The 12,244-nt window shown below is 40.3% G+C and carries 11 protein-coding genes; 4 read left to right on the forward strand and 7 right to left on the reverse strand.

All coding sequences use genetic code 11. The features are described from left to right. Positions 1–38: 38 nt before the first annotated feature. Genes C1I38_RS04050 through C1I38_RS04060 form a run of 3 tightly spaced genes read right to left on the reverse strand, consistent with a single transcriptional unit; the run spans position 39 to position 2,959 of the window. Complete coding sequence (locus C1I38_RS04050; protein ID WP_132102095.1) at positions 39–1,280, reverse strand: FMN-binding protein; 1,242 nt, start codon at positions 1,278–1,280, stop codon at positions 39–41. A 46-nt stretch (positions 1,281–1,326) separates the two neighbouring features. After that, on the reverse strand, positions 1,327–1,629 hold the full coding sequence (locus C1I38_RS04055; RefSeq protein WP_119776269.1) for a dehalogenase: 303 nt from the start codon (positions 1,627–1,629) through the stop codon (positions 1,327–1,329). 31 nt (positions 1,630–1,660) lie between these two features. Beyond that, complete coding sequence (locus tag C1I38_RS04060) at positions 1,661–2,959, reverse strand: reductive dehalogenase (protein ID WP_243103732.1); 1,299 nt, start codon at positions 2,957–2,959, stop codon at positions 1,661–1,663. Positions 2,960–3,329: 370 nt separating this feature from the next. Here C1I38_RS04060 and C1I38_RS04065 point away from each other — a divergent pair, with 370 nt between their 5' ends. Genes C1I38_RS04065 through C1I38_RS04080 form a run of 4 tightly spaced genes read left to right on the forward strand, consistent with a single transcriptional unit; the run spans position 3,330 to position 8,162 of the window. Beyond that, positions 3,330–5,996: a molybdopterin-dependent oxidoreductase gene (locus C1I38_RS04065; protein ID WP_119776266.1), complete on the forward strand. Its 2,667-nt coding sequence runs from the start codon at positions 3,330–3,332 to the stop codon at positions 5,994–5,996. Positions 5,997–6,014: 18 nt separating this feature from the next. Beyond that, on the forward strand, positions 6,015–6,614 hold the full coding sequence (locus tag C1I38_RS04070) for a 4Fe-4S dicluster domain-containing protein (protein WP_119776264.1): 600 nt from the start codon (positions 6,015–6,017) through the stop codon (positions 6,612–6,614). Between the two features lie 2 nt (positions 6,615–6,616). After that, positions 6,617–7,459, forward strand: coding sequence for a DmsC/YnfH family molybdoenzyme membrane anchor subunit (locus C1I38_RS04075; protein WP_119776262.1), 843 nt, complete (start codon positions 6,617–6,619; stop codon positions 7,457–7,459). 25 nt (positions 7,460–7,484) lie between these two features. Continuing rightward, on the forward strand, positions 7,485–8,162 hold the full coding sequence (locus C1I38_RS04080; protein WP_119776261.1) for a molecular chaperone TorD family protein: 678 nt from the start codon (positions 7,485–7,487) through the stop codon (positions 8,160–8,162). A 73-nt stretch (positions 8,163–8,235) separates the two neighbouring features. Here C1I38_RS04080 and ccsB read toward each other — a convergent pair whose 3' ends face one another. The 4 genes from ccsB to C1I38_RS04100 are packed head-to-tail and all read right to left on the reverse strand — an operon-like array spanning position 8,236 to position 12,230. After that, a complete protein-coding gene (gene ccsB / locus C1I38_RS04085) occupies positions 8,236–9,081 on the reverse strand; it encodes a c-type cytochrome biogenesis protein CcsB (protein ID WP_119776259.1) in 846 nt (281 codons plus the stop codon). Beyond that, positions 9,047–9,850 (reverse strand): cytochrome c biogenesis protein ResB, encoded by an 804-nt coding sequence (locus C1I38_RS04090; protein ID WP_119776257.1) that lies wholly within the window; start codon positions 9,848–9,850, stop codon positions 9,047–9,049. The genes ccsB and C1I38_RS04090 overlap by 35 nt, the downstream gene beginning before the upstream one ends. Positions 9,851–9,876: 26 nt before the next feature. Next, complete coding sequence (locus C1I38_RS04095) at positions 9,877–10,587, reverse strand: response regulator transcription factor (RefSeq protein ID WP_119776256.1); 711 nt, start codon at positions 10,585–10,587, stop codon at positions 9,877–9,879. Positions 10,588–10,607: 20 nt separating this feature from the next. Further along, positions 10,608–12,230: an ATP-binding protein gene (locus C1I38_RS04100; protein ID WP_119776340.1), complete on the reverse strand. Its 1,623-nt coding sequence runs from the start codon at positions 12,228–12,230 to the stop codon at positions 10,608–10,610. Between the last annotated feature and the right edge of the window lie 14 nt (positions 12,231–12,244).

The following is a 12,244-nucleotide window of genomic DNA, read 5'->3' on the forward strand; positions in this document are numbered from 1 at the left end:
TACAATAAATAATAAATCCCCCATACTTAATTTGCTTTTCATCCTTTGACCTCGATCTTATTCAATTCATTTACAGATCTTGCTTCAATTCCCTTGCTTCCCCGAACCTTTTTTAATTTGGCTTTTTCTAAAATCCCCATGACATATCTCCTGGGGCGTAAAATGATCTCATTGAGTATCAAGCCCGGACAAAAGAACCTGCACCAGAATCTGCTGATAAAGAAAGAACTAAAAACCACGACCGGCAAAATAAGCCACTGGATACCAAATCCCTGCCGTCCAAATAAAGTGGCGAATGGTTCATAACCGGCAAAACTCGGTGACTTCGTCAGGAACGCGCCTATGAGTGCCAGGTAGATGAGTATATACCTTAGTTTAGCCGCTTTTGCTTCGATCGCTTTATTACAGCATTTGAATTTACCCCCGCCCACTTTGGCCGTGATTTCCTGCAAAGCGCCAAACGGGCAAAGCCAGAAACAGTAAACATTCTTTCCTATTATAAAGGTGATGACCGGGATTCCGATTAAGAGGATATACCAAACGACGTTTTCACGGATAGATGGGAAATTCCCCATGAAAAGTGCAGCTATATTTGCAAGCGAAATGGGCGTATTATATTGAAAGCCAATGAAGACTAAACTGCCTATCAGGGCAACCCAGCGCAGTTTTCTCTGTTTGAATGCGGCGCCAATCACCGTCAGGATAACCAAAGCGATAACGGCAATTTCCTTAGACCCGAACTTAAACGGTTCAACCTCATCCTCCACATCCAGTCCGAATTGGCTCCTGGCTACGGCATGGCTGCCTTGGGAAACTGCTTTGGCAATTCCCCGGGAAGAAAAGGTTGCGCCCGATATCCGGTCGATATCCTTGTTAATGGACAAAGGGTCCGTGATGTCTTTTCCGATGAATTTCTCCAGATATTTCTGCTCGATGACCTTATCGATAAAGGATGGCGTATCCTTATGGGCGGCAATAACCGTCCCTACAATTTTTCCTTTGGGGTTAATTCCTGTGACCATTTTAATCGGACCGCCGTAAGCAACCGCTTGCTCGATTACAACGTAGCCTATTTTTTCATCCCTGCCGTTTTTACCTTTTGTTTGCCCTTCGTATATAACAGGGGAAGACGCAATCTTTTGAAAAGATTGCGCTTCCGGAAAAACTTGATTCATAAACGGTATGATATCGTTATCTGTATAAGTCCAACTAAAACCTAACGTTAGGAGAAATACAGCTGTTGCTGCAAATACAATCATCTTACTTAATAGTTTTTTCATAATTTTTTTATTTTTGCTCCTGTTAAAGGTCTGCCTCACTCTGATGTTATGCTGCTTCTGCCTTATTAGCTTTCTTTTTGGAAGGTATCAAGGAATTTAACCGTACCGTCACGATGACTAAGACAAGAAAGATCGCTCCGAAGATTAACAACCCCATACCTGCCGCCTGAATCTCGCCTTCGGCAATACTGCTGCCGATCCAAGCCAGAGTAAATGCTCCCCACAGTATGGAAATCCCACTTAAAATCCAGCGGCCTACAGACATTTTACCTGTAATCTGAAATTTTAAATAAATGAACCAAACAGATGATACCATCAACACACCCAGAAGCATCCAGAATATCGTCATTTTATCTCTTCCCTTCTTATTAATTATTTACTTATTTATTCCAGAATTTCTTTGTTTCATCTACGACATTTGCTTTTCCGTATCCAAACAAATCATCGAAGAACCTAAGAATTGGTCTTGCGGGTGTCCTTGTGCCCAGTTTCGCTAAATCATGCTGCCATTCGTCAAGTTTATTGTACGGACATACTTTGATACAAATTCCGCAGTCACCGCCATTTTCACCCCAGAAAGAAGCACATTTTTCTCCATCTGCAGCCCATTTTTTAACTCCCGGATTTGTTGAGACAGAGCCGAGTTGAAAACTTGGTTCTTTTTCTTTCGAGATGGCTTCTGAAGGACAAGCATCCGCACACTTCATACAGGTTGTGCAGAATTCTTTAACCCCAAAGGTAATCGGTTTATCGACTGCCAGCGGCATATCTGTAAATACTTTGCATAACCTTACTCTTGGACCAAACTTTGGTGTAACAAGAATCCCTATTCTGCTAAGTTCCCCTAATCCTGCATGAATAGCTAGAGGTACACTTAAAGCGGTATCGTTGCCACAGGGTATAGCCTGATAACCTAACCTTCTTACAAAAGTAGCTACTTTGTGAGCAGTAGCACTCATGTTCGAATAGATATTTCCGGCCGCGGCGGCTCCAATGAGTGCAGGGGCAGTCTGAAAAGCTTCATAATTCATTTCTAAAGCCATGACAATGACACTTTTAGGCTTAAATGGCAAATTATTTGGTACGCTTTCACGTGTTTTCATATTAACTACGGTAGAATATACCCATCGCTCGTCATAAGGAGCAATCCCCACCAGACTAGCACCCAAAAATGCGGCTGCTTTTTTTATTGTCTTACTCGCTGCTTCCGGGCTTTCGAATGTAACCATGTTAGGATTTACTTTACCTTCCCAGGAATATAACCCATTCCCCGCTATACCTGCAGCGCTTCCTTTATTAAAATCATTTTCCACAGACCAGGCTGCAATATCAAGCGCAGCATCGATTTCACTCCAGCCATCCCCGCCCTTTTGAGGTATCAAACCATCTCTTTTCCCTAAATAGCTATCAAAATAAGGCTTGATTTTAGGATCTCCAGTCCGACCACGTATGATAACAGTATTTTTTTGTTCCATCCGTTGATAATCCGCTGAGATTTCTACCGGCATTGTATCGTGCTCAGTTATTGACAGACCAGCGGCAAGACTATTCTCTGGATTAACTAGCATATCGTAACTTAGAACGCTAGCCCCTAATCCGATGCCGATAGAACTTTTTAAGAAATTCCGTCTACTTAGTTTTAATTTTATGTCCCTGAAGTCATTCTCTTTTGAATCCATATTCATTTCCCCTTTCTTTTTTTTTAAATTATCATACTTCTTAAAAAGGAAATAGCACCCTAGGCAACAATGAATAGAACTTTTAAATAACGGTTATGGACCCCTATATTATGGCAGCAGAATTAGGTGGGCTGTCCAAAAAACGGTGAGTTAATAATAAAATAATATTTTATTAATATTTTGCTAATACATCAGAAAGCTATTTTACGAAATGGTTAATAAATTTGTGATAAACTACGATATTGTATAATGCTTACTTTTTCAATGAGCTGCGAAAGGAGGGGTAGCAATATTTTATTTACAATAAATATCTATCAATTAAAACAATGAAGATGAATTGAAGATGAATTTGAGGAGGGGAAAAATCTGTATGGCCGATGTGATAGACAGGATTTGTGATTTAAGTCTTAGCAGAAGAGCCTTTATTAAAGCCAGTACGGCAGCTGTAGCCGGATTGTCTCTGGCAGGATGCGGCAATACGTTAAAAACTGTAAGTACGCCTGTAAAACTAGAGGAAAGATGGGTCACCGGCAGTTGTATTTATGATTGCGGCGGAAGGTGCTTGAATAAAGCATTAATCAGAGACGGGATCGTTATCAGACAAAAGACTGATGATACCCACCCGGATAGCCCTGATTTCTTTCAGCAAAGAGCATGTAATCGCGGCCGTAGTCTTAGAGAGCACGTGTTTGCTGCAGACAGGCTTAAATACCCTATGAAACGCAAGCATTGGGAGCCCGGTGGCGGAAACAAATCTTTACGCGGTATTGATGAATGGGAACGCATTTCCTGGGATGAAGCGTTAGACATTTTGGCCAGTGAACTAAAAAAAGCAAAAGAAAACTATGGCAACCGTTCAATATTAATTCCGCACACCTCAACCCGGGATAGGGACATTAATAAGGTAATAAGTCTTTATGGCGGATATGTCTCGACTTGGGGTACAACATCTTTTGGTTCATGGGGAACGACCGCCACGAAGGTTGGTTATTTGTTTTTTAGTCCAGATCCAGTTAATGACAGGATAGATATGCGCAAATGCGACACTGTCATAATGTTAGGTTTGAATCCAGCCTGGTCATCTCCTGGAAGCGCTTTCTATCATTATTTGCAAGTTAAAGAAGCCGGGGCAAAATTTATTGCTATTGACCCTTTCTACACCGATAGTGCCGCAGCTTTAGGGGCAGAATGGTTACCTGTACGTCCAGGTACAGATACAGCTCTGTTATTGGGTATAGCCCATACTTTAATTGTTGAAGATGATCCTGTAACAAATCCTTTGATTGATTGGGACTTTTTGAAACGTTGTACAATTGGTTTTGATGCAGAGAGCATGCCGAAAGACGAAGATCCTAAGGAGAACTTTAAAGATTATGTTCTTGGAACTTATGATGGTCATCCAAAATCTGCGGACTGGGCTTCAAAAATCTGTGGGCTTGAACCAAGGCAAATTCGTTATATCGCCCATGAACTAAGAAAAGATAAGAAGGTAGCTTTTTTGTCCAGCTGGGCGCCCGCCAGAACCAGTAATTCAGATGGATTGCCCCAGCTTATGATGACATTAGGTGCAATGACCGGCCATATTGGCAAATCAGGCCATATGACAGGATGCTCTGTTCACCGAGGTGGAGGTAACGGTGGGCCTTACTTTTTGTACAAAGTTGGTGCAGACAAACTGCCTGCAATACCAAGAAAAGTAAATGACTATATTAATTTTTCAGACCTTTGGCAAGCTTTATTGGATGGTCATTATAAATCTACCGGTAACAAAGCTTTGCTGAAAGCTGAGGAAAAGGAATTAGATATTCATGTAATTTTACAGTCCAGTAGCAATATCTTAGGAACTACACCCAATGTATTAAAGGGAATTGAAGCAACTCGCAAAGTGGACTTCGTTGCAGGCCTGGGTCAATTTCTGACGGCAAGTGTAAAGTATTCTGACTTAGTATTGCCCGTTACTACCGGTTGGGAAAACGTTGGTGAAATTAATCGTTTAGGTACAAAAGAAGCTTTGATCATATCTACCCAGGTAATTGAGCCCCTTTATGAAGCAAAGACTGATCGTTGGATTGCAATTGAGCTGATGAAGCGTCTAAGTCTTAAGGAAAGTGACCTGTTTCCTTTTAGCGAAAAACAAGCCTTTTTTAATACGATTGCCAATACAACAGTAATCGATCAGTCCGGCAAAGTAACAGTTCCCGCGGTCAAAACAGAATCTTCTGCTAATTTGATCATGAACACAACAGTAATTCAGGATGCCGCCACATTTGTCCCATTGGCTAGGATCACTGCGGAAGATATTACTGAATGGGGTGTCCAAGGAGCTCCGCAAGATGGGATAGTTCCTTTTAAAGAACTGCTGGAAAAAGGTGTCTATCAAATTGAAAGAAAACCCGGTGATAATTTAGAGTATATTGCTTTTAAAAAATTCGTGGATGACCCTGAAGCGAATCCATTAAAAACCTCAAGTGGGAAGTTTGAAATTTTCTCTAGGGATCTTGCCAATACGATTAACAACATGGGTTATTCCTCCATAAAACCTATTCCAACTTATATTCCACCAATAGAAGGTTATGAAGACACCTTCACTGATTGGAATACCCAGACGAAAGGAGAATATCCATACCAAATAGTATCGCTTCATCATTTAAGCAAGGCTCATACCAATTTCTCCAATAACCCCTGGTTAATGGAGGCTTGGAATAACCCGATATATATGAGTTCCAAAGACGCAGAAAGCCATAAATTGAAGGAGAACGATACCGTTCTTGTCAGTAGTAAATACGGAAAGGTCTTAAGAACGGCGCATATTACAGAGCGGATGATGCCAGGTACAATGGCGATCCATCACGGATGCTGGCCAGATATCGACAATGCCACAGGGATTGACAAAGGTGGTTCGGACAATGTTTTATTAGGAACACCTGCAACCGGTGCCGGATTAAATGCCTATAATTCCTGCCTTGTCAAGATTGAAAAATGGACAGATACACCCTTAATTCCTGATGTAGAAAAATCACTGGATATTATTTTTTAGAGAGGAGGGTAAACATTTATGGGAAAATTAGGATTTTATTTCAATATGGATGCTTGCCCTGGCTGTCGTGCCTGTCAGGCTGCCTGTAAAGATAAAAATAGTTTAAAAGTTGGTGTACTTTTTCGTAAAGTAAGATCATTTGAGACGGGCAATTACCCTAATCCTGGAGTCTATCATTATTCCGGTTCCTGCAATCACTGCAAGGATCCTAAATGCGTAGCTAGCTGCCCTACCCGCGCCATGCATATTGATGCAGATGGTACAATACAACATGACGAAGATAAATGTATCGGTTGCCGCTATTGTACCTGGAATTGCCCTTATGGAGTGCCTCAATTTATCGAAGAATTGGGAAAGGTAGGAAAATGCGATGGCTGCAAGGATTTACGGGATCAGGGAAAGAACCCGGCTTGTGTAGATGCTTGCAATATGCGTGTGCTTGAATGGGGAGATATTGACGAATTGAAAGCTAAGCATGGTGATTCATTGACCAGTGACCTGCCTATTCTACCACTCTCTACTGTCACAAATCCTTCATTGCTGATTAAACCCAGAACAACAAGTTTACAAGAGAATCCACGGGAGTTTGTTCAATATTCTCGAACAAAGGGGGTTTAAAAATGGGAGAAATCGCTTTATTGATTTTTTCACTTTGTCTGCAGGCCGCAATTGGAACTATGTTGTGTATAACATTGGGTAAAGTGTTTTATAAAGATCTAGTATTTAAAAAAGCCGTTTTAGTAACGGCGATCTTAAGTGTCATCGGTGTCCTCGCCTCCTTGATTCACCTGGGACGCCCCCTGTCATTCTTAAATTCTCTCAATCACCTTGGAGGTTCTTGGTTAAGCAATGAGGCATTCTTAGCGGGGATCTTTATGGGAATAACCGTATTATATGCCTTAGTCCTTTATGTAAAACCTAATAATCAAACTTATAATACAGTACTACGATACGCTGGAAGCCTAGTTGGTCTGGCCACTGTTTTCACTATGGCAAAAGTCTATGCTACGACAGCTGTTCCTGTATGGCAGGGAATCAACACATATGTTGATTTTTATGCTACCACAACTGCTATAGGAGTTATGATTTTTATTGTAGCAGGTTTCAAAGAAATCAAAAATATTGATAAAAGGCTTTTGGGAATTATTATTCTAGCTTCTGTGATTATTCAAGTGACCTTTGCAGTTCCCAATGCGATTGGCTTAAGTCTTAATGGAATGGCTGCCCAGGCAAGTGTCAAAATATTAAACGGAATGAGTGTGGCTGTTGGTCTGAAGTGGCTGCTTATTTTGGGAGGGGCAGGAATCCTGATGTGGTCTGCAGCCCAGGAAACGGACTTCGAAGCGACAAAATCTTCAACAGGATGGATTTATTTTGCTGGCCTTATGCTGGTTATCGGCGAGCTTATAGGCAGATATGTTTTTTATGCGGCTATGATGGCTACTACTGTTGGATTGACTTAAGCGGGTAAAATAAGGAGGAGAGCCTATGGAAATAGCATCCGGACAGGATAGTATAGCCATACTTTTGGCAAATAGAACTTATCTTTATCGCTTATTGCAGAACTTTTTTGGAAACGAGCCTACTTCGGAAGCAATCGCTATTCTAAACAGCGATCATACCACGACCTCATTTTATTTGCTGTCTATAGAAGATAGTCTCGAACTCATAAAAGATTTTGCGGAGCAATTTAAAAGCAATAGCGAAGAAACTTTGAACAAATGTCGCTGTGAATATACAAGGCTGTTTATCGGTCCTAATCGTCTGCCTGCTCCTCCTTGGGAATCTGTGTATGTAATGAAAGAAAGGTTAATCTTTCAAGAAAGTACATTCAAAGTACGGCAATGTTACTTAGAATATAATTTTCTTCCTGTTCATTACCGCTTGGAAGCTGATGACCATATTGCTCTTGAACTGGATTTCATGGTAAACCTTAGTCGTCTTGCAGAATCAGCTTTTGAAGTAAAAGATATGGATAAAGTGCGAAGGATTTTGGGAGACCAACAAACTTTTTTAAATGAACACTTGCTGGTTTGGACTCCCCAATATATTTCAGATTTGCAAGCGGCAACTCTCCACCCTCTGTATCAGGGAGTAGCTAATATGTTGAGAGCGTTTTTAAATGCTGACCGGGATGTCGTTAAAGAAATATTGGCCTCTCTTTAATATTTCTTCCAATTCTCTAAAGAAAACACGGCTTCAATATGCTAATTGGAAGCCGTGTTTTCTTTTCATTGACTCAAACATAGCTGTGCAAACTTGGAAGAAGAATATTTACACCGGCAAATGTGAAAAGAACGACGATAAAGCCGATAAGAGTTAGGATGATGGTGAACTTGCCTTTCCACTTCCCCCTCATCCTGATATGCAGGTAGGAAGCATAGATCAGCCAAGTAATTAGTGCCCACGTTTCTTTTGGGTCCCATGACCAATAGGATCCCCAAGCTTGTTCTGCCCAGACAGCTCCTGAAGCAATGACCAAAGTGAGAAAAGAGATACCAACGAGAATCATTTTATAGGATATTTCCTCAATTGTATTGGGGTTGTAAGAAGTGTCTGAAGAAATAGGAATTCTCTTAGACAATTTTAGCCGATCCATCCAAAGATAGATGATCCCTAATGCAAAAGAAACAGCAAACGACCCATAAGCGATAATTGCTGTTAGAACGTGAAAGTAAAGCCAACTGCTTCTTAAGGCAGGCATGAGGGGCCTGACTGAGTTGTCCATGAAAAACACAAGAAGAACCTGTATGCTGGTTATCATTATTAAAACAATAGGACCTGCCTGTTTAAAATTATATCGGGATTCCATAAGTAGATATACCACAACGGTTCCCCAATTAAACAGCAGGAAAAACTCGTACATGTTGGACAATGGTGGGTAGCCTGTCCATATATACCGGATAATTAAGACAACGGAGTTGATAATCAAACCACCGATTGTCATATTCTTTGCGGCCATACCAATTTTTGTTTTCAGTAACCCATCCATGGATTTGATTGAAATATGTTTAATGTACAAAAGAACGGCGACACCGTAGCATAAGATATTAATTATTAGGAGGGGCCTTTCCAAATAATCCATTCTTTTTATCCTTCCTCAAAAATTGCTTTTTCCCAATCAATAAGAGAAAAAATCCGGTACATAGAAGAAAAAAACCAGCCATTACGACAGGTATCCCAGGATCCTTCTTTATTTTCAAAACGGAATAGAGTTCTGTTCTTTTGTAAGTAAGCGTGATATCAGGGCTAACCTTTATTTTGGTTCCTGGTTGCATAAGAAATCGTCCCGAATAGATTCCCGCCTCATGTTTACTTAGCATGTACCCCGAATCCGTTTTGGATATTTCTACCGAGATGTTTTTAGATAATTGCACAGGAGTATCATCGGGAAGATTAAGTGTCTCATACTTGCCGGTGTTTTCAAGATCCATTTCATGCATATATCCATAACCGCTCTGGTATATTTTTATCCCATCAGATTTAATTGGGTGGTTAACTGCCGTTTTACCAACAACTTCAGCAAGGCCATTTCTTTTCATAACGATTTCAGACTGCCAGTTGGCAATCTGCCCATTGTCGTCATAGATTATCTCAAAGCTTTTTAGGTGAACGGAACAGATGTCTGCAAAAGGATTAGGTACAGCAGTGTCTTTGTCCGGAAAACAGAATAGGTCCGTTTCGCCTCCAAAGCTTTTTATAAAGGCTCCTAACAAAATGATAATAACAGCAAAATGGATGAGCCATGGAGCGAAATGGATTAAGTGATTATCAGTTTGTTTTTCTGATAATAACCGAACAAGCTTTGGAATGCGGACCGCTCCTGTCTTTATGGAAGCGAGGAATTTCAACATTTAATCCTCTCCCTTAAGAAATCAGGTCAGTCGATACTACAGAATTTATATCCCACGCCCCAAACCGTTACAATATATTGGGGCCTAGCCGGTTCTTCCTCAATTTTTTCCCGGATTTTTCTTATAAATACAGTAATAGAGCCAGTATCCCCAACATAGTCTTCGCCCCATAAAATATTAAAAAGCTGCTCCCGGGTAAAGACCTGTCCGGGATTATGCGCCATAAAGCAAAGAAGCTCGAATTCTTTTGATGTTAGCTCAGCTTTTTGTCCCCGTATCTTTACTTCATAATGTTTACAATTGATTTCTAGATCCTTTATTTTGAAGATATTCGGATGATCCATCGTTTGTTCATAATTGGTAAAATGAGCTGTTCTTCTTAGTAGGGCTTTTATTCGCAGCGACAATTCTACAGGGCTAAAAGGCTTAGCGATATAATCGTCAGCTCCCATATTAAAACCTACGCTTTTGTCAACGATATCTCCTTTCGCTGAAAGCATGATTATCGGGACAGGACTGTCCATTCTGATAATTCTACAAAGTTCAAATCCATCCATTTCAGGCAACATGACATCAAGAATAAGAAGAGAAGGCTTCTCTCTTTTAAATGTCTTTAAAGCGGTTTCTCCATTGCAAGCATAACAGAACTGATAACCATCTTTGATTAATATTTGTTCTACAACTCTTCTTATGCTTTCTTCATCATCCACGAGCATCACTTTAAACTTTTCCGGCATCGAATTCTACATCCCCCTCCTTAAATGTCTCTGGCAGGAATACCAACGGTAAAAGTACTTCCTACATTTGGTTTGCTTTGAACTGTAATCCATCCGCCATGAAGCTCTGCCAGCTCTTTGGCGAGAGCCAGTCCTAAACCTGTTCCTCCATATTTTCTTGAGGTAGAGCTATCCGATTGCGTAAATTTTTCAAAAATATATTTGAGATCTTCTTCCTTAATACCTATGCCCGTATCCTTTACGATTATCAGTACTTCTTTTTTGACTATATCATAACTAATCCTAATTTGAACCTTACCATCCTTTTCCGTAAATTTTATCGCATTTCCAGCAAGGTTTTCTACGATCCTGCGAATCTTTTCTGGATCAGCTTTAAATAGTGGTATATTGGAGTCTATTTTAATAGAGAGATTGATGGCTTTATTTCTGGCGAGGGGGATAATGACTCCTTCCACAGAGGCAATGACATCTGCCATATCCATTGTTTCCAAGACAATTTCGTTCTTACCCGCTTCAATCTTAGCCAGATCTAAAATATTATTAATCATTCTTAAGAGAATCTCGCTGTTGGCCCGGATTTCTTCCAAATGGCGCCTTTCATTAATCCCCTCAAAAGATTTTTCAACGAGAAGCAACTCGGTGAAAGCGATAACAGAAGTAAGCGGTGTTCTTAATTCATGACTCATGATTGCAAGAAACTCAGATTTATAATTATTTACCTCTTTCAATCTGAGGTTTGCCTCTTCAAGCTCTTTTTGGTGTTGTTTAAGAATCTCATTTGCTTTTTCCAGTTCAAATGTTCGATCCTCAACCTTTAATTCCAGGTTATTATAAAGATCCCTAAGTTGAATGATCATTTGTTGAAAATGCAAGGCTAACTGCTTAATTTCCCCTTCAGCATGTAACCCAGTAAGGTCGACATCCAGGTTACCACTTCCAACCTCGCTAACCGCTTTCTCCAGTTCACTTAATGAACTTGTTACCAGTCTTGTCACCAATAAATAGATGGAGATGACGCAGACAACAATGAGGAGAAGAAAGAAAAAAGCATTTCCCTGTAAATTGGTTCTTGTATTTTCTAAAAATATATCCATGGGCATAACAAGACTTAGGGCCCCGCCGGAATCACCTACTTTATATCCTTCCTTAGGATGACCGGTTACATCAATTTCTCCTTTGGGCTCACCATGGCAGGACAAGCAAGATTCTTCAATTTTCAACGGAGCCATATAACGGAATACTTGTTTGCCATCTATAGTATCGATCGCCCAGTATTCTCTCAACTTAGGGTCAATTTTAAAATGTTGCAGGACATTCAATTCAAAATCATCCGGCGCATTTTGTACGTTTCGATATAAGATATTAGTGGGTTTAAGATGGTAATTGGTTAATTCTGAAAAAAATACTCCTATCCCCATGGTAACTGTAGAACAATTCATATGTTTAAATTCAAAGTTACCCTCTGCGTCATAGTTTATATTATCCTGGTTAAGTGAAATAAACTCCCAGGTAGCGATTTGCTGTTTTGTGATTACCTCAGCCTTTTCCTTCATTTCATTCATGGCCTGACGATGTTGTAATTTGTAGTCCCAGATGAATTTAATGCCTAGTACGATAACAACAATCAGAATAGTTGCTGCCATGAAGCGAAAGGTCA

Source organism: Dehalobacter sp. 12DCB1 (genome assembly GCF_004343605.1).
Lineage (GTDB): Bacteria > Bacillota > Desulfitobacteriia > Desulfitobacteriales > Syntrophobotulaceae > Dehalobacter.